At 74.2% G+C, this 22,462-nt stretch carries 22 protein-coding genes; 8 read left to right on the forward strand and 14 right to left on the reverse strand.

Annotation, left to right across the window (positions count from 1 at the left end):
• Positions 1 to 104 precede the first annotated feature (104 nt).
• Entirely contained in the window at positions 105 to 1,190 is a 1,086-nt protein-coding gene (locus ACZ3YL_RS02100; protein ID WP_465654751.1) for an ABC transporter ATP-binding protein, read from the forward strand.
• 104 nt (positions 1,191 to 1,294) lie between these two features.
• Here ACZ3YL_RS02100 and ACZ3YL_RS02105 read toward each other — a convergent pair whose 3' ends face one another.
• Together ACZ3YL_RS02105 and ACZ3YL_RS02110 are read right to left on the reverse strand one after the other, a co-directional pair.
• Complete coding sequence (locus ACZ3YL_RS02105; protein ID WP_465654753.1) at positions 1,295 to 1,954, reverse strand: response regulator transcription factor; 660 nt, start codon at positions 1,952 to 1,954, stop codon at positions 1,295 to 1,297.
• A 95-nt stretch (positions 1,955 to 2,049) separates the two neighbouring features.
• Positions 2,050 to 3,342, reverse strand: coding sequence for a sensor histidine kinase (locus ACZ3YL_RS02110; RefSeq protein WP_465655243.1), 1,293 nt, complete (start codon positions 3,340 to 3,342; stop codon positions 2,050 to 2,052).
• A gap of 188 nt (positions 3,343 to 3,530) precedes the next feature.
• Here ACZ3YL_RS02110 and ACZ3YL_RS02115 point away from each other — a divergent pair, with 188 nt between their 5' ends.
• Genes ACZ3YL_RS02115 through ACZ3YL_RS02125 form a run of 3 tightly spaced genes read left to right on the forward strand, consistent with a single transcriptional unit; the run spans position 3,531 to position 5,955 of the window.
• Positions 3,531 to 4,448, forward strand: a complete 918-nt coding sequence (locus tag ACZ3YL_RS02115) for an ATP-binding cassette domain-containing protein (protein ID WP_465654755.1) — start codon at positions 3,531 to 3,533, stop codon at positions 4,446 to 4,448.
• Positions 4,445 to 5,182 (forward strand): hypothetical protein, encoded by a 738-nt coding sequence (locus tag ACZ3YL_RS02120; protein WP_188309242.1) that lies wholly within the window; start codon positions 4,445 to 4,447, stop codon positions 5,180 to 5,182. The genes ACZ3YL_RS02115 and ACZ3YL_RS02120 overlap by 4 nt, the downstream gene beginning before the upstream one ends.
• A gap of 23 nt (positions 5,183 to 5,205) precedes the next feature.
• Positions 5,206 to 5,955: an ABC transporter permease gene (locus ACZ3YL_RS02125; RefSeq protein ID WP_188309241.1), complete on the forward strand. Its 750-nt coding sequence runs from the start codon at positions 5,206 to 5,208 to the stop codon at positions 5,953 to 5,955.
• Between the two features lie 312 nt (positions 5,956 to 6,267).
• On the opposite strand, the gene ACZ3YL_RS02130 is transcribed toward ACZ3YL_RS02125, so the two are convergent.
• Positions 6,268 to 7,416 (reverse strand): PucR family transcriptional regulator, encoded by a 1,149-nt coding sequence (locus ACZ3YL_RS02130; protein WP_188309240.1) that lies wholly within the window; start codon positions 7,414 to 7,416, stop codon positions 6,268 to 6,270.
• A gap of 132 nt (positions 7,417 to 7,548) precedes the next feature.
• On the opposite strand from ACZ3YL_RS02130, the gene ACZ3YL_RS02135 reads away from it, so the two are divergent.
• Complete coding sequence (locus ACZ3YL_RS02135) at positions 7,549 to 8,559, forward strand: ferredoxin reductase (RefSeq protein ID WP_465655245.1); 1,011 nt, start codon at positions 7,549 to 7,551, stop codon at positions 8,557 to 8,559.
• Between the two features lie 8 nt (positions 8,560 to 8,567).
• The gene (locus ACZ3YL_RS02140; RefSeq protein ID WP_188309239.1) at positions 8,568 to 9,686 is read left to right on the forward strand and encodes a fatty acid desaturase family protein; all 1,119 of its coding nucleotides are present in this window, start codon (positions 8,568 to 8,570) and stop codon (positions 9,684 to 9,686) included.
• A gap of 174 nt (positions 9,687 to 9,860) precedes the next feature.
• Here the strand turns inward: ACZ3YL_RS02140 and ACZ3YL_RS02145 are convergent, their stop codons facing one another.
• The 3 genes from ACZ3YL_RS02145 to ACZ3YL_RS02155 form a co-directional block, all read right to left on the reverse strand.
• Positions 9,861 to 10,613: a peptidyl-tRNA hydrolase gene (locus ACZ3YL_RS02145; RefSeq protein WP_465654758.1), complete on the reverse strand. Its 753-nt coding sequence runs from the start codon at positions 10,611 to 10,613 to the stop codon at positions 9,861 to 9,863.
• A gap of 97 nt (positions 10,614 to 10,710) precedes the next feature.
• Complete coding sequence (locus ACZ3YL_RS02150; protein ID WP_465654760.1) at positions 10,711 to 11,247, reverse strand: hypothetical protein; 537 nt, start codon at positions 11,245 to 11,247, stop codon at positions 10,711 to 10,713.
• A 38-nt stretch (positions 11,248 to 11,285) separates the two neighbouring features.
• A complete protein-coding gene (locus tag ACZ3YL_RS02155; RefSeq protein WP_465654762.1) occupies positions 11,286 to 12,215 on the reverse strand; it encodes a hypothetical protein in 930 nt (309 codons plus the stop codon).
• Between the two features lie 125 nt (positions 12,216 to 12,340).
• On the opposite strand from ACZ3YL_RS02155, the gene ACZ3YL_RS02160 reads away from it, so the two are divergent.
• Positions 12,341 to 12,712: a YbjQ family protein gene (locus tag ACZ3YL_RS02160; RefSeq protein WP_465654764.1), complete on the forward strand. Its 372-nt coding sequence runs from the start codon at positions 12,341 to 12,343 to the stop codon at positions 12,710 to 12,712.
• Positions 12,713 to 12,832: 120 nt separating this feature from the next.
• The gene (locus ACZ3YL_RS02165) at positions 12,833 to 14,026 is read left to right on the forward strand and encodes an NAD(P)-binding domain-containing protein (protein ID WP_465654766.1); all 1,194 of its coding nucleotides are present in this window, start codon (positions 12,833 to 12,835) and stop codon (positions 14,024 to 14,026) included.
• 9 nt (positions 14,027 to 14,035) lie between these two features.
• Here ACZ3YL_RS02165 and paaE read toward each other — a convergent pair whose 3' ends face one another.
• The 8 genes from paaE to ACZ3YL_RS02205 form a co-directional block, all read right to left on the reverse strand.
• Entirely contained in the window at positions 14,036 to 15,160 is a 1,125-nt protein-coding gene (paaE, locus tag ACZ3YL_RS02170) for a 1,2-phenylacetyl-CoA epoxidase subunit PaaE (protein WP_188309233.1), read from the reverse strand.
• Positions 15,161 to 15,703 (reverse strand): 1,2-phenylacetyl-CoA epoxidase subunit PaaD, encoded by a 543-nt coding sequence (gene paaD, locus ACZ3YL_RS02175; protein ID WP_188309232.1) that lies wholly within the window; start codon positions 15,701 to 15,703, stop codon positions 15,161 to 15,163.
• Positions 15,697 to 16,632, reverse strand: a complete 936-nt coding sequence (gene paaC, locus ACZ3YL_RS02180; RefSeq protein ID WP_188309231.1) for a 1,2-phenylacetyl-CoA epoxidase subunit PaaC — start codon at positions 16,630 to 16,632, stop codon at positions 15,697 to 15,699. Before paaC ends, paaD begins: the two co-directional genes overlap by 7 nt.
• Positions 16,616 to 16,945, reverse strand: a complete 330-nt coding sequence (gene paaB, locus ACZ3YL_RS02185) for a 1,2-phenylacetyl-CoA epoxidase subunit PaaB (protein ID WP_188309230.1) — start codon at positions 16,943 to 16,945, stop codon at positions 16,616 to 16,618. Before paaB ends, paaC begins: the two co-directional genes overlap by 17 nt.
• The gene (paaA, locus tag ACZ3YL_RS02190; RefSeq protein ID WP_465654770.1) at positions 16,942 to 17,961 is read right to left on the reverse strand and encodes a 1,2-phenylacetyl-CoA epoxidase subunit PaaA; all 1,020 of its coding nucleotides are present in this window, start codon (positions 17,959 to 17,961) and stop codon (positions 16,942 to 16,944) included. The genes paaB and paaA overlap by 4 nt, the downstream gene beginning before the upstream one ends.
• A gap of 278 nt (positions 17,962 to 18,239) precedes the next feature.
• Positions 18,240 to 19,607: a M20 family metallopeptidase gene (locus ACZ3YL_RS02195; protein WP_317621444.1), complete on the reverse strand. Its 1,368-nt coding sequence runs from the start codon at positions 19,605 to 19,607 to the stop codon at positions 18,240 to 18,242.
• A gap of 717 nt (positions 19,608 to 20,324) precedes the next feature.
• Positions 20,325 to 20,984, reverse strand: a complete 660-nt coding sequence (locus tag ACZ3YL_RS02200) for a response regulator (RefSeq protein ID WP_188309228.1) — start codon at positions 20,982 to 20,984, stop codon at positions 20,325 to 20,327.
• Complete coding sequence (locus ACZ3YL_RS02205) at positions 20,981 to 22,351, reverse strand: sensor histidine kinase (RefSeq protein ID WP_465654773.1); 1,371 nt, start codon at positions 22,349 to 22,351, stop codon at positions 20,981 to 20,983. The genes ACZ3YL_RS02200 and ACZ3YL_RS02205 overlap by 4 nt, the downstream gene beginning before the upstream one ends.
• Positions 22,352 to 22,462: the final 111 nt, after the last annotated feature.

Consider the following 22,462-nt stretch of genomic DNA (forward strand, 5'->3'; position numbering starts at 1 on the left):
GGCCCGGACGCCGTACCCGGTACCGTGCCCGACGCCGTCTCCGATCCCGGCGCCGTGCCCGATCCCGACGCCGTGCCCCAGGACTCCGACAGGATGCCGAACCGATGAACCCCCCGACGGCGACCGCCGCCGCGAACCCCGCCCTCGACGCCCGCCTCCGGGTCGACCGCGCCGCGTTCGCCCTCGACCTCGCACTCACCGCAGCCCCCGGCGAGGTGATCGCGCTGCTCGGCCCGAACGGCGCCGGCAAGTCCACCGCGCTGCGCGCCCTCGCCGGGCTGCTCCCGCTCAGCGGCGGGCACCTGCGCCTGGACGGCCACGTGTTGGAGGACCCGGCCCGGCGCCTGCACACCCCCGCCGAACTTCGGCCGGTCGGCGTGGTGTTCCAGGACTACCTGCTGTTCCCGCACCTCAGCGCGCTCGACAACGTCGCCTTTGGTCCGCGCTGCCAGGGGCGGCCCAGGCGCGAGGCCAGGGCCGAGGCGGCGGCCTGGCTGGAGCGGATGGGCCTGGCCGAGCACGCCTCGGTGCGCCCCGGCCGGCTCTCCGGCGGCCAGGCCCAGCGGGTGGCACTCGCCCGGGCGCTGGCCGTCCAGCCCCGGCTGCTGCTGCTGGACGAGCCGCTGGCCGCCCTGGACGCCCGCACCCGCCTCGACGTACGGTCCCAACTGCGGCGCCATCTGGCCGAGTTCGAGGCCGTGGCGGTGCTGGTGACGCACGACCCGCTGGACGCCATGGTGCTGGCCGACCGGCTGGTGGTGATCGAGGACGGCCAGGAGGTGCAGTCCGGCAGCCCGGCGGAGGTCGCCCGCCGGCCGCGCACCGACTACATCGCCCGGCTGGTCGGCCTGAACCTGTACCAGGGACGGGCCGAGGGCGCCCGGGTCACCCTCCCGGACGGCACCGTCCTGACCACCGCCGAGGACCTCTCCGGGCCGGCGTTCGTGGCCTTCCCGCCCTCCGCCGTCACCCTCTACCGGGAACGCCCGCAGTCCAGCGCCCGCAACCTGTGGGAGGCCGAGATCACCGGCCTGGACCTGCACGGCGACCAGGTGCGCGCCGAACTCTCCGGCGCATTGCCGATGGCCGCCGACCTCACCCCGGCCGCCGTCGCCGAACTGCGGCTGGCACCGGGGGCGAGGGTCTGGGCCTCGGTCAAGGCCACCCAGACCCACGCCTACCCGGCCTGACCGCGCACCCACCGACCCGCACACCCGCACAGCCACGGACCCGCTCAACCACGCACCCACACACCCACACACCCACCGGACGACGCCGCTACGCCGCTACTCCGTTACTCCGCCGGCTCGACGAACCCCGACTCGTACGCGGCGATCACCGCCTGGGTCCGGTCCCGCGCGCCGAGCTTCGCCAGCACACTGCTGACGTGGGTCTTCACCGTCTGCACCCCGAGGACCAGCCGCCCGGCGATCTCCCCGTTGCTGAGCCCGCGCGCCATCAGCCGCAGCACTTCGGCCTCGCGCCCGGTCAGCGCCGCCCGTTCCATCGTGGCGCGGGCGGCGGGGTTGCCGTGCCCGGCGGCCAGCCGGCGGATCGCGGCCGGGAACAGCAGCGACTCACCGGCCGCCGCCAGCCGCACCGCGTGGGCGATCTCGGCCGGGCGGGAGCGCTTGAGCAGGAAGCCGTCGGCGCCCGCGCGCAGGGCCTGGTAGACGTAGTCGTCGTTCTCGAAGGTGGTGACGACCAGGATCCGCGGCGGCCGCTCCCCCGGCGCGCCGGGACGCAGCAGTTCGCGGGTGGCCGCCAGGCCGTCCAGGACGGGCATCCGGACGTCCATCAGCACCACGTGCGGGCGCAGCGTACGGGCCAGCGTCACCGCCTCCGCGCCGTCGGCCGCCTCGCCGACCACCCGCAGGTCGCCCTGGGCCTCCAGCACGGCGCGCAGTCCGGCCCGGACCAGTTCCTCGTCGTCGGCGAGCAGGATGTCGGTCATGCCGGTACCGCCTCCCGTCCGGTCGCCTCCCGTCCGGGCGTCGCCCGCAACACCCGCAGGGCCCACCCGGCCCCCACCACCCGCGAGATCATTCGTCACGAGCCCAAGCGTAGGGGCAGCCGGACGTCGAGCACCCACAGCGCGCTCCCGTCGGCGGCCGCCCCGACGACGGCCTCGCCGCCGAGCAGCGCGGCGCGCTCGCGGATGCCGCGCAGCCCCTTGCCGCCCTTGCGCGAGCCGGCCCGGCCCGGTGCGCCCCGGCCGGGCGCCGTCACCAGCCGGTTGGCGCAGCGCAGCTCCAACTGCCCGTCCCGGACGGCGATCCGGACGCCGACCGACTCACCGGGCGCGTACTTGAGCGCATTGGTCACGCCCTCCTGGACGATCCGGTAGGACTCGCGAGAGAGCACCCCCGGCAGCACCCCGGCGGGCACCTCGATCCGCGCGTCGACCGGGCTGCCGGCCGCGCGGACGGTGTCGAACAGCGCGGGCAGCTGGTCGATGCCGGGCTGCTCGGTGGCCGTCCCGCTCCCCGCCGAGCCACCGGGTGAGCCGCCCGCCGCCGCCCCGCCGCCCGCCGCCCCGCCGCCCGCCGCGCCACCGCCCGCCGGGGTCTCGCGCAGCAGGACCAGGGTGCGTTCGAGGTCGTCCATCGCCTGCCGCCCGGTCTCCTCGATGACTTCGAGGGCCTTGGCGACGAAGGCCGCGTCCCCGACCTCACGCGCCGCGCCCGCCTGGAGGACCGTCACCGTCAGGGCGTGGCCGATGGAGTCGTGCAGCTCGCGGGCCAGCCGGTTGCGTTCCAGCAGCCGTTCGGCCCGCAGCTCGGCCTCCGCCAGCCGGTCCGCCGGCGACGGTCCCAACAGCCGTACGGCTATGTAGAGTTCGAGACGCCCGGCGCCCACCACCAACCAGCCGTAGCCGAGCGCGATCAGGGGGGCGAGCGGGAGGTACCAGAAGGCGCGCGGACCGGTCAGCAGGTCGAAGGCCGGGGCGAGGCCGAAGATCGTCGCGACGCCGACCGCCGTACCGAGCGCCACCCGACCGATCAGCCAGCCGGCCGTGCGCCGCCGGTCGGCCCAGGTGCGGGACGGCTCGACGCCGATGTCCTCCTCCCGGTCGGGCACCAGCAGCAGCCGGGCCTGCACCCCCTCGGCCCGCCGCGCCGCCGGGATCAGCGCGACCAGCGCGAGCAGCGCGACGTCCACCGAGACGCTCGGCACCAGGATCTCGCCGAGGGTCTTGTGGTACGTCCCCGGATAGATCATCAGAACAACGCCCGCGAAGATCCACCCGACCAGCAGGTGCAGCAGCCGGGCGTAGGTGGCGCCGGCCAGCAGCGGGGCGAGGAGTCCGGTCACTCCGTCCCAGATCCGGGACGCGCTCATTCTTGGCACCGGCCCATCCTGCCAGTTCAACGGCCGTGCCCGTTCCCCCGCGGGGATCGCGCCCGCTCCCTCCCGGGAGGGAGACACGTCCCCACCGCGGCGGGATCCGCCCGAGCACCCCACTCCGGTCGAATGGGGCCACCGCCCGGAGCACGGGCGGCGACCACCAGCGAGGAGGGACGGCGGCCGTGATCGAGATCCAGCGTCTGACCAAGGAGTACGACGGCCGGAGGGTCGTCGATGACCTGTCCTTCGAGGTCCGGCCGGGCGTGGTGACCGGCTTCCTCGGCCCGAACGGCGCCGGGAAGAGCACCACCATGCGGATGGTCCTCGGCCTGGACCGCCCCACCGCCGGGCGCGCCCTGGTCGGCGGCCGCCCGTACACCGAACTCGCCGAGCCGCTGCGGCAGGTGGGCGCGCTGCTGGACGCCCAGGCCCTGCACGGCGGGCGGACCGCGCAGGGCCACCTGCGCTGGCTCGCCGCGAGCAACGGCCTGCCGGAGCGGCGGGTCGGCGAGGTGCTCGGCCAGGTCGGGCTGGCGGAGGCGGCGGGGCGGCGGATCCGGGGCTTCTCGCTCGGGATGCGCCAACGCCTGGGAGTGGCCGCCGCGTTGCTCGGCGACCCGCCGGTGCTGCTGCTGGACGAACCGGTCAACGGCCTGGACCCGGAAGGCATCCGCTGGATCCGGGGCCTGCTGCGGGAGCTCGCCGCCGAGGGCCGGGCGGTGCTGGTCTCCTCCCACCTGATGACCGAAATGGCGCTCACCGCGGACCACTTGGTGGTGATCGGCCGCGGCCGGCTGCTCGCGGACGCCGCCACCACCGACTTCATCGACCGCCACGGCCGGACCCGGATCCGGATCCGGGCCGTCGACCCGGCCAAACTGGCCGCCCTGCTCGGCGCCGGCGACCGCGGCTTCACCGCGGAACAGGTCGACGACGGGGCCTGGGAGGTGACCGGCGTCGACCCCGAGCGGATCGCCGCCCTGGCCGCCGCCAGCGGTGTGGTGCTGTACGAGATCGCGGTCCAACAGGACTCGCTGGAGGAGGCGTTCATGCGGATGACCGCCGACAGTGTCGAGTACCGCGCCGAGGCCACCGGATGAACGCCCTGGCCTGCGCCCTCCGCGCCGAACGGATCAAGCTCACCACCCTCCGCTCGCTCTGGCTCCCGCCGCTGATCGCCGTCCTGCTCACCGCCGGCGTCACCGCCGGGGTCGGCGCGTCCCTCGGCGGCAAGGACCACAACATCACCGACGACCCGGGCATCGGCGTCTTCTACGGGCTCAACTTCGGCCAGGCCGCCCTGGTCGCCTTCGGAGTCCTGCTGATCGGGCAGGAGTTCAACACCCGGATGCTCGACGTCTCGCTCACCGCCGTCCCCCGACGCGGCCGACTGTACGGCGCCAAACTGGCGTTGGGCGCCCTCATCGGCCTCGGCGCGGGCGCACTCGGCACGGCGGGCGCCTTCGCCGGGTACGCGGCCACCGTCCCCGCCGAGTGGCACGGCCCCGCCTTCGCCCGCGCGGCCACGGCCGGAGTGCTCTACCCGGCGCTGCTGGTGGTGCTCTGCCTCGGGGCGACCACGCTGCTCGGCAACCTCACCGCCGCCATGGGCCTGCTGGGCCCGACCGTCTTCCTGCTCTCGCCCCTGCTCGCCGGCGTACCCGGCGCACGGGACGTGGTGCAGTTCCTGCCCGACCGGGCCGGCCAGTACGCACTGCACTACACCGACGACCCGCACACCGTGTACGGGCACTGGACCGGACTGCTGATCATGGCGCTCTGGACGGGCGCGGCCGTGTACGGCGGCCTGCGCGCCCTGCGGCGCGCCAAGTGACTTCGCGCGAAGGAGAGATGAGGATGCCCGGCTTCGGCAACGCCCTGCGCGCCGAACGGATCAAGTTCACCACCCTGCCCTCACAGTGGGCGGCCCCGCTGACCGCCCTGGTGCTGACCGTCGGCGTCAGCGCGGCCGTCAGCGCGTCCGAGGGCGCACCGGCGCCCGGGTCCGGCAAGGACCCGGCCGACACGATCTACTACGGGCTGCTGTTCGGCCACGTCGCGGTGGCCTGCCTCGGGATCCTGCTGATCGGGCAGGAGTTCAACACCCGCATGATCGGCACCTCGCTCACCGCCGTCCCCGGGCGCGGGCGACTGTACGGCGCCAAGCTCGCCCTCGGCGCCGGACTGGGCCTGCTGCTGGGCCTGGTCACGACCGCGTGCTGCTTCCTCGCCGTCGACGCCACGGCCGGGCTGGACCTCTCCACCCCCGGTCTGGCCCGCAGCTTCCTGGCCGGAGTGCTCTACCACCCGCTGATGGTGCTGCTCTGCCTCGGGCTGACCGCGATGCTGGGCAACTTCAGCGCGGCCCTCGGACTGCTCACCCCGATGGTCTTCCTCGGCACCACCTGGCTGGCCGCGATCCCCGGCGTCCGCGAAGCGGGCCAGTTCCTGCCCGACCGGGCCGGCCTGTACGCGATGCGCACCCAGGCGGAGCCGGACGTCCACTACGGGCACTGGACGGGACTGCTGATCATGGCACTCTGGACAGCCGCGGCCGTGTACGGCGGCCTGCGGGCGATGCGCCGGCACCAGACCTCGGACGCGTAGGCGAGCGTCGGACGGACACCGGAGGACTGACGACTGACGACTGACGGACGACGGCGAACAGATGACAGCCAGAGGGGTGCGGTCAGGGTGGCGTGACGGGGCCCATCCGTTGCCGGTCGGGGCTTCGTCGTCTTCGCCGGGCCTACCTCTTGCCCAGGTTCATCACGCAGGCGGCGGCGAAGCCGAGGAGCACCTGAACGCGCAAGGTGGACAGGGAGGGTTGTTCGGGTTGCATTGATCTTGGTCTGCACGTCGGGCGTCGGGCACCCTGGTCGGCGTGGACTCGGGGGAGACCGAGCGACTTCGCGGCTACTACTCCGGCAAGCACACCCGAAGCCCCACCGCCAGGGTCAGTTCGAGGACCCGGTGTGGCGATGCGAGATCCGGAAACAGCTCCCGCAGCTGCGACATCCGGTACCGGACTGTCTGAGGATGGACGAACAACTCCGCCGCCACCTCGTCCCGCCTGCCCTGGTGCAGCAGCCACGCCCGCAACGTCTCCTCCAGCCGCCGCGCGGTCGCGACGGGCAAGGTCCGCAACGGTGCGAGGGCTCGGGCACGCAGGTCTGCGAACGCGTCCACGTCGGCGCTCAGCACCAGCTCGGGCAGGTGGTCCTCGGTGTCGCGAATATCGGCGGAGAGGGAGCGCGCGCGTAGGGCTCGTGCGTACGAGGCGGACGCACGAGTCCATGGCCGTGCCGGGCCGACCACGGCGGTGCGGTCGGTCAGCTGCCGCAAGAGGTGTGATCGTTCGGCGTCGGGGACGAGCAGGACACCGGTGGCGTCCGGCAGATCGTCGAGCACGAGAGTGCTCGGGTCGAGCGCGCGGTAGGCGGGCCGGGCCTGGGCCGCGGGCAGCAGGACCGCGGTCAGCGAAACCGGGGGCTGCCACCCGGCCCGTTGAACAGCGGCCAGCAACACCTCCGGGCTCGCGCCGGCGAGGAGGTCGCGGGCCAGGTGTTCCAGGTGGCGCTCGTGGGCCCTGCCCCGGGCGGCCAGTTCGTCGGCATGGCCCGCGGCGCTCGCGGCGGAGAGTTCGTCGATGTAGGCGAAGGTCAGTTCGGCGAACTTGGCGACCTCGGCGGCGGGCAGACCTGCGGGTACGGCACCCGCTGCCAGGCATCGCCAGGCCACGCGGGCGCCGACGCGGTAGGCGCCGAGCAGGGCGTCCATCGAACGGCCGTCGCGCACCTCGCCGCGGCCCAGCTCGTAGGCCGCGTCACCGGCGTCGCCACCCGTGGCGTTCCCGCTCGCGAGGTCCAGGTAGTGCCCCAGGGCGGTGCGGACGGCTCGGCGGATGGTGCCGCCCATGCGGCCCGAAAGGGCGTTGGCATAGGGAGGGACTTCGTCGATGATCGCCTCGACGACCTCGTCGGCGGTGGCCGTCAGCGCGGCCCGAAGCGCGGTGACCGTCGTCTCGTCCAGGACCAGTTCGCTGGCCCTTCGGGTTGCATGGCTCATGTTCTTGTTCCCTGCGAACAATTCATCCGAGCAGATTTACGTCCTACGGTCAGGACTTTACGCCCTGAGGCGCAGCAAGCTGGAGTCATGACGAGTGCAGCCCTCCGCAGCAGGGCATGGAAGCTGCTGGAGATGGTCACGACGCCGCTGCTGCCGTCGGACTACCTCGACCTGGTCAGCCCGCTGCGTGCGGGCGCCGACCTGCGTGGGCGCATCGAGGCCGTGCACCCCGAGACGGCTGACGCGGCGACCGTCGTGATCAGGCCGGGACGGGGCTGGCGCGGCCACACGGCCGGTCAGTACGTGCGGATCGGGGTCGACGTCGACGGGAAGCGCCTGTGGCGTGCCTACTCCATCACCTCGCCGACGAACCGCCGGGACGGCCGCATCACGATCACCGTGAAGGCGATCCCGGACGGCAAGGTCAGCAACCACCTCGTCCGCAGGGCGACACCGGGCACGCTGATCCAGCTCGACCAGCCGACCGGTGACTTCGTGCTGCCGCGGGCCAAGCCCGCCAAGGTGCTCTACCTGACGGCCGGCAGCGGCATCACGCCCGTGATGGGCATGCTGCGCGACACCGAGTTCGACGACGCCGTCATGGTCCACTGCGCGCCGCAGCCGCAGGACGTGATCTTCCGCACCGAACTGCACGGCCTGGTCGCGGACAAGAAGCTTCGCCTCACCGAGGTGCACACCGCCACGGACGGCACGCTCGACATCGCCCGTCTCGGCGAACTCGTGCCCGACTGGGCCGAGCGCGAGACCTGGGCCTGCGGGCCCGCGGGCCTGCTCGACGCCGCAGAGGAGCACTGGACCGAGCACGGCTTCCAGGAGCGCCTGCACACCGAACGGTTCCGCCCCCGCATCGTCGTCGCCGGCGACGGCGGCGAGGTCACGTTCAGCGCCACCGGCAAGACCGTCGACGCGGACGGCGCCACGCCGTTGCTGGACATCGGCGAGGAAGCCGGTGTGCTCATGCCCTCCGGGTGCCGCATGGGCATCTGCTTCGGCTGCGTCACGCCGCTCAAGGCGGGCGCCGTCCGCGACCTGCGCACCGGCGACATCACCGAGGCCGAGCCGGGCGTCCTCATCCAGACCTGCGTGTCCGCCGCGGCGGGCCCCTGCGACATCGAACGGTAAGAGGCACCTTGACCGCCATCGACCCCACCGCCCACCTGACCGCGGAGCAGATCGAGGAGCTCGGCCGCGAGCTGGACGCGATCCGCGACGAGGTGATCGCCGCCCGCGGCGAGAAGGACGCCGCCTACATCCGCAAGGTCATCTCGGCGCAGCGCAAGCTCGAGCTGGCCAGCAGGGGCGTGCTGCTGTTCTCGATCTTCCCGCCCGCGTGGCTGCTCGGCACCGCCGGGCTGTCCGTGGCGAAGATCATGGACAACATGGAGATCGGCCACAACGTCCTGCACGGCCAGTGGGACTGGATGCGGGACCCGAAGATCCACTCCACCACCTGGGAGTGGGATCACGTCGCGCCGTCCGAGCAGTGGAAGCACTCGCACAACGAGCTGCACCACACGTACACCAACGTGATCGGCAAGGACAACGACCTCGGCTACGGCATCATGCGCGTCGACGAGGACCAGAAGTGGCACCCGTTCCACCTCGGCCAGCCGCTGTGGAACTTCCTCAACGCCTGCTTCTTCGAGTACGGCATCGCGGCGTACGACCTGGAGCTCGGCAAGAACCTGCAGAAGCGCCGCCGCAAGGACCCGCAGTTCCGCGAGCGGGCCAAGGCCGTGGGCCGCAAGATCCGCAAGCAGGTGGTCAAGGACTACGTGATCCACCCGCTGCTGTCGGGCCCGTCGTTCCTCACCACGCTCGCCGCCACCTTCACCGCGAACCTGGTCCGCAACATCTGGACCCACTCGGTGATCATGTGCGGGCACTTCCCCGAGGGCGTCCAGGTCTTCGAGCGCCAGTCGATCAAGGGCGAGACGCGCGGCCAGTGGTACCTGCGCCAGATGATGGGCTCGGCGAACATCAGCGGCAGCAAGGCCATGCACTTCATGACCGGCAACCTGTCGCACCAGATCGAGCACCACCTGTTCCCGGACCTGCCGAGCAACCGCTACGCCGAGGTCGCGGTAAAGGTGCGCGCGCTGTTCGAGAAGTACGAGCTGGAGTACGTCACCGGGCCGCTGCCCAAGCAGGTGTTCTCCGCGTGGCACAAGGTCTTCCGGCTCTCGCTGCCGAACAGGAAGCCCAAGGTCACGACACCGGGCCGCGAGCGGGAGCTCGTCACGGCCTGATTCCCGGTACCGGGCCTCGTGGGGGGGAGCGCCACCCCCGCCCCTCCACGAAGGCCCGGCCGGGGCATGCGACTGCCGGGAACGCGCGCACCTGACCTGCTACATCGCCATCCCGGGGTCAGGACGCCGGGGCCAGGATGCCGGGGTCAGGATGCCGGGGTCAGAGCGGGGCGTTCACGGGCGCCGGAGGCGCGGGGTGGGGCAGTAGCGCTCGCCGCCTTCGAACACAACGGTCGGCCCGGGGGCGATCTCGGTGAAGCCCGCGTCCCGGACCACCGGCAGCTCGCTGCGGACCAGCTCCTCCCACACCTCCGGCGCCGCCGTGCGGACCGCGAGCGCGAAGCCCGACTCCGCCCACTCCTTGCGCTGCGCCTCGTCCAGCCGCCACCAGGCGAGCTGCGCCGCATGGCCGGTCTGGGCCATGGTCTTGCCCGCGCTCATCTCCAGCCCCGGGTTGAGCCACAGCACCGGCAGCCCCGGCTCGGGCGCGCCGACCTCGGCGGTCTCCTCCAAGTCCGTCCCGGAGACCTGCAACTTGGCGAGTTCCTTCGGCCAGCCGTCCAACGGGATCGGCGGGAACACCCGCACCTCCGCCTCCCGCCCCCGCACCGTGATGCCGGGCAGCTCCCCGGCCCGGCGCCACTCCCCGCCCCGGGCCCGCCGGACCACCTTGCGGATCCGGGCATCCTCCCAGGCCGCGACCCGCTCCGCCCACTCCCCGTCCACCTCGGTCACCCGGGGGTCGGCGAGCAGCGTCAGCACCGCCCGCGCCGAGGTCTCCAGCGCGTCCGTCCGCCCTGGCGGCGTCGCCTTGTCCAGCCGGACGACCAGCGGCAGCACGTACTGCGGTCGCTCGTCGCGGTCCTGGGGGTCGGGAACGGCGCCGGGGGCGGGAACGGGGGCCGGGTCATCGAACGGAGAAGTCACCCGTCCAGCATGCCAGCCCCACCCCCACCGCCCCGGCCCACCCCCGCACCCCGCCCGCACCACCTCCGTACCGCGCCCCGGGCCCGACGGTCGCTGCTCAGCGCAGCCGCTGCCGCAGCTCGTCCACCGCCGCCCGGATCCCCGCGCTGTACGCGTCCTCCGGCAGCGCGTCCAGGCTCCGCACCGCCCGTTCCAGCTGCTCGCGCGCCAGGTCGGGCTCCCCGAGCTTGAGATGGTCGGAGGCCAGGTTGAGGTGCAGCGAGGGGTAGAAGGCCCGCACCTGGAGGGCGGACTCGTACGTCGCGGCGCGCTCGGCGGTCAGCGAGTCGGCCGCCGCGAGGGCCCGCCGGTCCCACTCCAGTTCGGCCCGGGGGTCGTCCTGCAGGTCGGCCAGATAGTGCGCCAGGACGCAGCGGTGGAAGACGTCCCGCTCGCCCAGTTCGTCCCACAGGGCCTCGAAGCTGGTCCGCGCCTCGGCGGTCCGCCCGCGCTGCGCCGCCCGCACACCGTCCAGCCCGAGCGCGATCCGCCCCAGCGCCGACTCGTCCACCGCCGTCCCCGGCCCGCCCGAACCCGACTCCCCCGGGCCCGAATCCCCCGAGGGCACACCGCGCACACCAGACACATCGGACATGTCGGCAGCCTAGCCCCCGGCCCCCGACCGACGCCCGCTCAGCGCCGGTAGCCGCGCTGCGGGTCCCGCTCCTCCGCGTCCTCGTAGATCAGGAACCATCCCTCGGGGTGCGTCGCGGCCAGCAGCAGTTCGGTGCGCTGCTCCGCGCCGAGCTCCGGGTCCCCGTCGTCCGGCCCGTACGCGCCGAACAGTTCGTCGTGGCAGCCGTCCCAGTCGTAGTCGTAGAGATCGGCCGGGAGGTCGCCCATCATGTCGGCCACCGATTCGGGCTGGGAGCCCAGCAGGGTCCGGGCGTCCACCAGGGCCATCCGCAGCGCGAGTTCCTCGGCCAGGCAGCGCGGCAGCGGCCATTCGCCGAGCGCGAGGTCGTCGGCCAGGTCGTCGAAGGCGCGGGCCATGGTGCGCCGCCAGCCGCGGTGCAGCCGCCACGTGCGCTGGGGCAGCCGGGCGAAGACCGTCCAGTCGACGTCCTCGCCGTCGACGACCGGGTCGTCCCCGTGTTCGTCGAGGTCGTCGTAGGCGGCGTCGGCCAGGCCGAGCAGCTGGGCGTGCAGCAGGCAGGCGGTGCGCGGGGTGAGGGTCCAGTCCGCGCCCGCGCCGCCGTCCTCCTCCTCGCCGTCCAGCGGGAACAGTTCGGCGAAGTCCGGGGTGAAGTCCTCGGTGACGCTGATCTCCAGCGTGCCGCCGATCGCCTCCACCCCGGGGATCGCGGCCACCAGCCGGTCGGGGTGCAGCAGTGCGCCGAGCGCCGCGTTGGCGTCCTCGGCCACCTCGCGCAGCAGTTCACGGCGCTGGCCCGCCGGGTCGATGCCCTCGAAGTCCAGTTCCTCGACGGCCCTGATCGCGGCCGCGCGCAGCGCCGGCCAGTCGGTGATCCGCAGGCCCAGCACCACCGTCGCCTCGATCTCCGGCGCGTCGGAGTACTCCGCCGCGCCCGGCCCCTGCGGATGATCGCTTCGCTCGCCCATGGGGCTACGGTACGGCCTTTCGGCCGCCCGATCACCGGTCTGAACCAGCTTCCGGAGACCCATCTCGGCCACCTCGCGGCCGCGCCTCTGTCACCCGGACGCACGACACCGGCAGGATGGCCCCCATGGCTGACATCAACGAGTTCGGCGGCGGGCAGGGCCCGAACGCCGACGTCATGGTCGTGACCACCAACGACATCCCCGGATTCCGGGTCGATCACGTGATCGGCGAGGTCTTCGGGCTGACCGTGCGCAGCCGCCACATCGGCAGCCAGATCGGCGCCGGGCTGAAGTCGCTGATCGGCGGCGAGCTGCGGGGTCTGACGAAGACCCTGGTCGAGAGCCGCAACGAGGCGATGCAGCGACTGGTCGAGCAGGCCAAGGCGCGCGGCGGCAACGCCGTCCTGATGATGCGCTTCGACGTGACGGAGGCGGCGGACGTCGGCACCGAGATCTGCGCGTACGGCACCGCCGCGGTGATCTCCCCCATCACCTGAGCCACCCCACCCGCACCCCTGCCCACACATCGCACCACCCCGCAGCGCACCACCCCGCGCCGCCCCCGCACCGCGGGCCCCTCACGGGAACAGCCACCGACCCCCCGATGTTTCACGGGCGTGACTGTTTACGGTGCAACCAACGCGGCCGGTCGGCGACTCGTGGACGTCCTGGTGGTGGGCGCCGGACAGGCCGGACTGTCCGCCGCCTACCACCTCGGCCGCCGCGGCTTCGCGCCCTACGAGGAGGGAGTCGACGGCGGCTTCGTCGTCCTCGACGCCAACGCCACCCCCGGCGGTGCCTGGGCGCACCGCTCGCCCTCCTTGCGGATGGCCACCGTGCACGGCTTCCACGACCTCCCGGACGCCGAACTCCCGGCGCCCGACCCGGAGGCCCGCGCCCGGGAGGTGGTGCCGGGGTACTTCACGGCGTACGAAACCCGGCACGCGCTCCCGGTCGTACGCCCGGTCGCGGTCCACGCGGTGCGCCCCGAGTCCGAGCACCCCGACTCCCGGCTGCTGGTCGAGACCGACCGCGGCACCTGGTCCACCCGGGCACTGATCAACGCCACCGGCACCTGGACCCGCCCCTTCCTCCCCCACTACCCGGGCCACTTCGCGGGCCGTCAGCTGCACTACGCCGAGTACCGCGGGCCCGAGGAGTTCGCGGGCCGGCGCGTCCTGGTGGTGGGCGGCGGCGCCTCGGCGATCCAGGTGCTCTCGGAGGTCGCCGCGGTCGGCGAGACGGTCTGGGCCACCCGCTCCGAACCCGTCTACCACGAGGGCCCGTTCACCCCCGAGTACGGGCGCGCGGTGGTCGCCAAGGTCGAGGAGCGGGTCCGCCAGGGCCTGCCGGTGCGCAGCGTGGTGAGCGTGACCGGCCTCGGCCCCTCGGTCGCCTACCGCCGCGCCGAGGAGCTGGGCGCGCTGCACCGCCGGCCGATGTTCGACCGGCTCACCGAGCACGGGGCCGCCTGGGGCGATGAGGAGCTGACGGTGGACGCGATCGTCTGGGCGACCGGCTTCCGCCCCGAGGTCGGCCACCTCGCGCCGCTCGGCCTGCGCTCCCCCGGTGGCGGGATCGCGCTGACCGGCACCCGCGCCACCGCCGACCCCCGCGTCCACCTGGTCGGCTACGGCCCGTCCGCCAGCACCGTCGGCGCCAACCGGGCGGGCCGCGCCGCCGTCAACGACCTGGTCAAACTCCTCGGGGACCCGGCCGAGGCGGCCTGGCCCAAGCCCACCCACGAGCCCCCGCACGAACCCGCCCACGAGCCCCCGCAGGCCCCCGTCCTGGCCCCCGCCACCGTCTGACGGCCCGCCTCAGCGGTCGTAGTCGACGGTGACCCGGTCGGTAACCGGCCGGGCCTGGCAGGTGAGCACGTAACCGGCCGCCAGCTCCTTCTCCTCCAGCGCGAAGTTGCGGCGCATCTCCACCTCGCCCTCGGTGACCAGCGCCCGGCAGGTGCCGCAGACCCCGCCCTTGCAGGCGAACGGCAGGTCGGGGCGGGAGCGCTGGGCGCCGTCCAGGATCGAGCGGTCGCGCGGGAGGGTGAGGGTGCTGCCGCGCCCGTCGAGGACGACGGTGACCTCGCTGCGCTCGCCGGGCGTGCCCGAGGCCTCGCCGTCCGTGCCGTCCCAGTCCTCGTCGCGCTCGGCGAGCGGCTCGTCCTCGGCGTGGAACAGCTCCTGGTGCACCCGCTCGCCGGGCACCGCCAGGCCGGCGAGCAGTTCCTTCGCCCCGGCGACCATGCCGAACGGGCCGCACAGCCACCAGTGCCCGACCGCGCCGACGTCCACCAGCGCCGTCAGCAGCGCCCGGACCCGCTCCGGGTCCAGCCGGCCGCTGAGCAGTTCGGCGTCCCTGGTCTCCCGGGAGAGCACGTGGACCAGCTGGAAGCGGCCGAGGTAGCGGTCCTTCAGGTCGGCCAGCTCGTCCGCGAACATCACGGTGTCGCTGCGCCGGTTGCCGTAGAGCAGGGTGACGGTGGAGCGGCGGTCGGCGGCCAGCACGGAGGCGGCGATCGACAGCATCGGGGTGATGCCGGAGCCGGCCGCGAGCAGCACGTGGTCGGCGGGCTCGCCGAGCTCGGGGGTGAACAGGCCGGACGGGGTCAGTACCTCGACCTCCTCACCAGGCCGGGCCTCGCGCACCAGCCAGCGCGAGAACAGCCCGCCGGGCACTTCCCGGACGGCGATCCGCAGCGGCCCGCCGACCGGGGCGCAGATCGAGTACGAGCGGCGCTCGTCCGCGCCGTCCACCAGCTTGCGCAGGGTCAGCGTCTGCCCGGGCCGGAACGCGTACTCGGCCGCCAGGCCGTCCGGCACCGCGAAGGTCACCGCCACGGCGTCCTCGCAGAGCCGCTCCACCCGGTCGATCCGCAGCCGGTGGAAGGCCGGGCGGCGGGCCGGGCGAACGGGGTCCGACACAGGGGTAGCGGCGGGCATTCAGATCTCCTTGACGCGTTCGAACGGCTCGCGGCAGGCGCGGCAGCGCCAGAGCGCCTTGCAGGCGGTGGAGCCGAAGCGGGATAGCTCCTCCGTGTCGGTGCCGCCGCAGTGCGGGCAGGGCACGGGGGCCGCGGCTCCGGTGCGGGTGGGACCGAGGGCGAGCGGGACCGGCCCCGTGGCGGGGGCGAGGGCCGAGGTGGGGCGCGGCGGGGCGATGCCCGCCTCGGCGAGCTTGCGGCGGCCCTCGGCGGTGATCAGGTCGGTGGACCAGGGCGGGTTCAGCCGCAGCCGCACCCGGACGTCCGGGTACCCGGCGGCGCGCAGCCGGCGGTCGACGTCGGCGGCCATCTCGGCGACGGCCGGGCAGCCCGAGTACGTCGGGGTCAGCCAGGCGGTCACCGTGCCGCTGCCGCCGTCCACCTCGACGCCGGCCAGCACGCCCAGGTCGGCCAGGGTGAGCATCGGCAGCTCCGGGTCCGGGACGGCCGCGGCGACCTCCCAGGCCAGGTCGCGGACGGTGTCCGCGGTGCCCGTCACCACGTCGCCCCCGGGTGCGCGCGGGCCACCGCCTGCAGCTCGGCGAGCAGCGGGCCGAGCACTTCGGTGTGCACCCCGTCCCGGCCGGCCCGGCCCAGCACGGTGGCCAGCGGCGGAACGTCCGGCACGGTCAGCCCGGCCTCGGCGAGGACGGCGGCCAGCTCCCGCAGCACCGGCTCGCGCAGCCCCGCCGGGTCGACGCCGGCCCGCAGCTCCACCGGGTGCGCGGTGAACAACTCCTCCAGCAGCGGCCAGACCGCGTCCAGCCCCGCCTGCATCCGCTCCGCCGAGTACGGCGTGCCGTCGCCGAGCCGCAGCGTCCAGGCGGTGGCGTACTCGCGGTGGTACGCCAGCTCCTTGACACCCCGGGCCGCGACCGCGGCCAGCACCGGGTCCGGGTGCGCGCTCAGCTCCTCGTACAGCGCGCCGCGGGCGGTGGCGAACAGCAGCAGCCGGGCGACCGAGAACGCGAAGTCGCCGTTCGGGGCCTCCACCAGGCGGACGTTGCGGAACTCGTGCTCCTCCCGCCAGTACGCCAGGTCGTCCTCGGTGCGGCCGGAGCCGTCCGCCTGACCGGCCCGGGTGAGCAGCAGCCGGGCCTGGCCGAGCAGGTCGAGGCCGAGGTTGGCGAGCGCGACCTCCTCCTCCAGCTCGGGTGCCCGGGTGCACCACTCGATCAGCCGTTGGGCGAGCACCAGGGCGTCGTCGCCGAGCATCTGGCAGTAGGCGGCGAGGTCCGGACCGGCCAGGCCGTCGGGCAGGGCGGTGTCCACGCCGAGCAGCGGGTCGGCGAAGCCCGTCCCGTACGCCCAGCGGCCCTCGCCCTCGGGGCCGGGCGTGGCTCCGGCGAGGCTGAGGTAGACGTGGTCGTCCTCGGTGGCGGACGCGGTGTGGTCGTGCACGGTGGCTCCCCCGTCAGATGTGCGGGACATCCTCGGGGATGTCGTAGAAGGTCGGGTGGCGGTAGACCTTGTCGCCGCTGGGCTCGAAGAACGGGTCGCGCTCGTCCGGGGTGGAGGCGGTGATCGCGGCCGAGCGGACCACCCAGAGGCTGACGCCCTCGTTGCGGCGGGTGTACAGGTCGCGGGCGGCGAGCAGGGCCATCCGGTCGTCGGAGGCGTGCAGCGAGCCCACGTGGACGTGGTTCAGGCCGCGCCGGGGGCGCACGAACACCTCGTACAACGGCCAGCCGGCCTTGGACTCGGGCTGGGGCTCCGGCTGGGGCGCCGGCTGGGGCTCGGTCACTTTCCGTTCTCCTGTTCGGGGGTCTGCGGCCCGGCGGCCGCGGGTGCGGGTGCGGCGTCGGCTGCTTCGGCGGCGCGCTTGGCCGCGTAGGCGACGGCCGCCTCGCGCACCCAGGCGCCCTCCTCGTGGGCGGCCCGGCGGCGGTCGATCCGCTGGACGTTGCACGGGCCCTGGCCCTGGATGACCCTGGTCAGCTCGGCCCAGTCCGGCTCGCCGAAGTCCCAGCCGCCGCGCTCCTCGTTCCAGCGCAGCTCGGGGTCGGGGAGGGTGACACCCAGGTGCTCGGCCTGCGGCACGGTCATGTCGACGAAGCGCTGCCGGAGCTCGTCGTTGGTGTGGCGCTTGATCCGCCAGGCCATCGAGCGGGCGGTGTTCGGCGAGTCGGCGTCCGGCGGGCCGAACATCATCAGCGACGGCCACCACCAGCGGTCCACCGCGTCCTGGACCATCCGGCGCTGGCCTTCGGTGCCGCGCATCAGGGTCATCAGGAGCTCGTAGCCCTGGCGCTGGTGGAAGGACTCCTCCTTGCAGACCCGCACCATCGCCCGGGCGTACGGGCCGTAGCTGCAGCGGCAGAGCGGGACCTGGTTGCAGATCGCGGCGCCGTCCACCAGCCAGCCGATCACGCCGACGTCGGCGAAGGTGAGGGTGGGGTAGTTGAAGATCGAGGAGTACTTCTGGCGGCCGCTGATCAGCTTCTCGGTGAGCTCGGCACGGTCGACGCCGAGGGTCTCGGCGGCGGCGTAGAGGTAGAGGCCGTGCCCCGCCTCGTCCTGGGCCTTGGCCAGCAGGATGGCCTTGCGGCGCAGCGAGGGGGCCCGGGTGAGCCAGTTGCCCTCCGGCTGCATGCCGATGATCTCGGAGTGGGCGTGCTGGGCGATCTGGCGGATCAGCGTGGCCCGGTAGGCGTCGGGCATCCAGTCCCTGGGTTCGATCCGCTGCTCGGCCGCGATCACCGCGTCGAACCGGTCCTCCGGCGTCTGCGCGGGGACCGCCTCGGCCACCTCTGCTGTCACCACGGTCCCCTTTCACGTAAGCGCGACCGACTGACCGTTCGGTCGGTACCATTCTGCGCGGCGGAGCGGAGGGATGGCAAGGGACGAACGAGGCGCCGGGAGAGACGGGGAGCTGCCGGGGAGCCGCCGGGAGCCGCCGGGAGCCGCCGGGAGCCGCCGGGAAACGGATAACAGCTGACAGAATCTGAAATCTGTCAGCTGTTATCCGTCATCTGTGATCTGTTACCTGTCCGCTGTCATCCGTCGGCTGCCAGCTGTGACCTGTCAGCCGTCCCGGCTCACCCCTCCCCGCGGTCCCGCAGTCGCGGCAGCGGCACCGCGAGCAGCGTCGCCAGCAGGGCGATCCGCGGAGCGATCTGGTCCAGCCGGATGTACTCGTGCCGGGCGTGGGCACCGGCGCCCACCGCGCCGAAGCCGTCCAGGGTCGGCAGCCCGCGCGAGCCCGGCAGGTTGGTGTCCCCGGCCCCGCCCGCCGGCGCGCCGTCCAGCTGCTGCCCGAGCACCGCGGCGAGCGAACGCACGTGCCTCAGCAGCGGGTTGCCGCTCCGCTCGGGCCAGGCCGGCCGGCTGGACAACACCTCCGTCCGCACCCGCGCCCCCGGCCGCAGCGCGGTCAGCCGGGCCAGGTTGTCGAGCGTACGGCGCTGCGCCTCGACGGTGGAGAAGCGCAGCCCCAGCTCCGCCTCGGCCCGTCCGGCGACCACGTTGGCCCGCGAACCGCCGCTGATCCGACCGGCGTTGAGCTCGGTGCCCGGCTGACCGGCCAGACCCCGGACGAGCACGAGCTGGTCGACGAGTTCGTCCACCGCCGACACCCCGTCGTGGGCGTCGTTGCCCGCGTGGGCCTCCCGGCCGGTGACGGTGAGCCGCACCCGGGTGCTGCCGCGCCGCGCGGTCTTCAACCGGCCGTCCGGGTGCGGCGGCTCCAGCCCCAAGACTGCTGCCGCGCCGCGTAGTTGGCGCTCGACCAGACGCCGCCCGTCCGGGCTGCCGACCTCCTCGTCGGACACCACGACCAGTCGCACGGTGCGGTGCGGCCGCTGCCCCAGGTCCGCGAGCAGCGCCAACGCGCCCTCCAGGATGGCGAGTCCGCCCTTCATGTCGACCACGCCGGGCCCGGTGAGCCGCCCGTCCTGCTCGGTCACCGGCCAGTCCGCCAGGGTGCCGGCCGGCCAGACGGTGTCGTGGTGGCCGACGATCAGCAGATGGGGCAGGGTCTCGTCCCGTCCCTCCCACTCCAGCACCAGGTGGTCCCCGGCCGGACCGGGTTCGCGGCGGGCGGTGGCCCCGGTGGCGCGGAATCCGGCCGCCAACTCCTCGGCGAGCGCGTCGAGTCGGGGTGCGTCACCACTGGGCGACTCGATCCGGGCCAGGTCCACGCAGCGCCGCCGGACGGCGCCGGCCAGCGTGCGGGCCCGGGTGCTGAGCGCCTGCGGCAGTCCGGGCAGCGCCGTGGTGGTCGCGGCGGCAGCGGTGACGGCGGCGGCGACGGCAGTGGTCGAGCCGGCCATCGTGGCGCCGGAGTTGGCCGGTTCGGCGGCGGCAGGCCCCGCTACCGAAGTACCGGGAGCACCGGGAGCACCTGGAGCGGCAGGGTCGGCTGTGGCGACCAGGGCTTCGCCGTCGGTGGCGGCGGGAACGGTCACCGGTACGCGGTCGGGTTCCGCGGCGGCACCCGGTGCGGCCGGCGACCCGACGATCTGGGGACTCAACGCTCGCCTCCGCGGCCGCAGCCGGTATTCAGCGGCCGTACCGGCCGACCGCTCCCGCCCGGGTACCAGGCCCGGCCGGACCGCACCCGTCGGCCGGGATGTTGCACGGCCCGTCGGAACGGCCCGTCTGGCCCAAGTGCGGTGGAACGGCTGGGCGGCATGCTTGGCATTGCGTCCTCCTCGCTCGATCCGGTGGCTCCGGTCCGCCCGGAGCCCCGTGGACGGCGGCCTCCTGGTGGCGGGTGCAGTGACCGCACCGCCGCAGGGAAGCCGAGATGTGAGCCTAGAAGAACCGTTCGGTTTCCTGCGAGGTGGCCCTGTTCCCAGCGTGCCGGTACGGGCCCCGGTTTCGGGCGCCCGTGGAAGGAAGCGGCGGGCGTTCGGCGGGCCGGGCCCGGATCGACGCGCGGGCGCGGTCGCCGGATCGCACCCATCTCCACCATGGACCCGCCGCCCGGGTTCGGCAGCGCAAACGGCCAAGGCTCGGCATTTCCACGCCGGATGGGTGACAACGGCTCAGCGGGCGGTACCAACCGGAGGCACGCGAGGGCTCAGGGAAGCCCACGGCGACGCCCGAACCGATCTCCGGGGAACATCCGCGTGAACGCCGTCCGACGCTGCGCCCCACCCTGCCCTCGCGAGCGCCCGCCGTCAGGCACCGTCCCCGATCAGCCCCGCATCCCGTGCGAGCAGCGCCGCCTGGACCCGGTTGGCCACCCCGAGCGCGGTCAGGATCCGACTGACGTGCGCCTTGACGGTGCTCTCCCGCATCCCCAGCACGCCCGCGATCTCGGCGTTGGAGAGCCCGTCGGCGAGTTCGCGCAGCACCTCGGTCTCGCGCGGGGTGAGCCCGGCGATCCGGCCGCGGGCGGCCACGCACCGGGGCGCACCGACCCGGTGGTACCGGTCGATCAGCCGTCGCGCGGCCGCCGGGTGCAGCATCCCCTGCCCGGCGGCGACCACGTGGACGGCTCGGGCGATCTCGGCGGGCGGGGTGTCCTTGAGCAGGAAGCCGTCCGCGCCGGCGGCGAGCGCCTGGTACACGTACTCGTCCAGGTCGAAGGTGGTGAGCGCGATCACCCGCGGTGGGTCGGGGAGTTGGCGCAGCCGCCGGGTGGCGGCGATCCCGTCCAACCGGGGCATCCGGATGTCCATCAGCGCGACGTCGACCCGGTGGCCGCGGGCCAGCTCGACGGCCTGCATCCCGTCGGCGGCTTCGGCGACCACGGTCAGTGCCGGGTCCTGGGTGAGGAGGTCGACCAGGCCGAGGCGCACCAGCGCGTCGTCGTCGACCACCATCGTGCGGATCATGTGGCGTCCTTCGGCTGCTGGGGCTCGGGCGGTGGCGGTTGCGACGACAGGGGCTGCGGGCTCGGGCCGGACTGCGGGGGCCCGAGCGGCGAGGGCTCCGACGGCGGGGGTGGCGGCGCTGCCCGCACCGGCCGGTCCGGCGCGGGCAGCCGGGCGTAGAGCCGGAAGCCGCCGGCGCCGTCCGGGCCCGCGTCCAGGTGCCCGCCCAGCGCGCCGACCCGTTCGCCGAGCCCCACCAGCCCGTACCCGCCGCCGGCGCCCGGCCCGTTCGGCGCGGCCTCGCCCGGCCCGTTGCGGATCTCGACGGTGGTCGCCGGGGCGCCGTAGCCGACCCGGACGGTGACGGGCGCGGCGTGGGCGTGCTTGCGGGCGTTGGTCAGCGCCTCCTGGACGACTCGGTGGACGGCGAGCCGGTGGGTGGTGGGCACGCTCTCCGGGTCGCCGTCGAGGGCGAGTTCGACGCGCTGTCCGGCCTGGTTCGCCTCGTCGACCAGCTCGGTGAGGTCGCGCAGGGCGGGCACCGGAACGCGGACGGGCCCGGTCGGTGCGGGCGGTGCGGGCGGTTCGGCCTCGACGGCGGACGGCTGGGCCGGGCCGGACGGGCCGGACGGGTCGGCCCGCTCGGGCGGCTCGGCGCGCAGCGCGCCCAGCACGTCCCGCAGGTCGTCGAGGGAGCGGGCCGCGGTGGTGCGCAGCAGTTCGAGGCGGTGGGTGAGCCGGTCCGGGTCGGCCGCGACGGTACCGGCCCGGGCCTGGTCGCGCAGCACTCCGGCGTGCAGCACCAGCAGGCTCAGCCGGTGGGCGAGCACGTCGTGCATCTCCCGGGCGATCCGGGCGCGTTCGGCGGACCGGGCCTGCTCGGCGCGCAACTCCCGTTCCCGCCGCAGGGTCTCGACCTGGGCGTGCAGGGTGCGGATCAGCATCCGTCGGCCGTGCAGCCACAGGCCGAAGGACAGGACGGCCGCCTGGACGAAGAGTTGGGAGCCGGTGGTGCCGACCCAGCCGACCAGCGAGTCCGCCCTGGTCGCGCTGACCACGGCGATCACCGCCCCGCCGACCGCCGCCGGGCCGACCCGGCCGAGCGAGGCGAGGTGGTAGACGCTGAACAGGCCGGGGAAGGCACGGTTGAACAGGCCGCCGGTGAGCACCGGCAGGACGGCCGAGGCGAGCGGGTGACGGCGGGCGGCCAGCAGGGAGAGCGCGGCGAGCGCGGCCACCACTGCCCGGGGCAGGCGCAGCGGGCCGTCGGTGTTCAGCCACTGGAACCGGCCCTCCTCGCCGGCGAGGCCGAGGATGCCGAGCAGCAGCAGGGTGTCCACCCAGGGCCGGCGGTCCGGGCCGTACCAGCCGAGCAGGCCTGTGCGCATCGAACCCTCCCGCCCGGACCGTCCCGGCTCCGGTCCCCTCGCGTCCGTCCCCAGCCCTCGCATCGGTCCGCGCCCGTGGGCTTCCGTTCGTATCCGTCCACCGTCGCGTCC

This window comes from Kitasatospora sp. NPDC023176, from assembly GCF_055560495.1.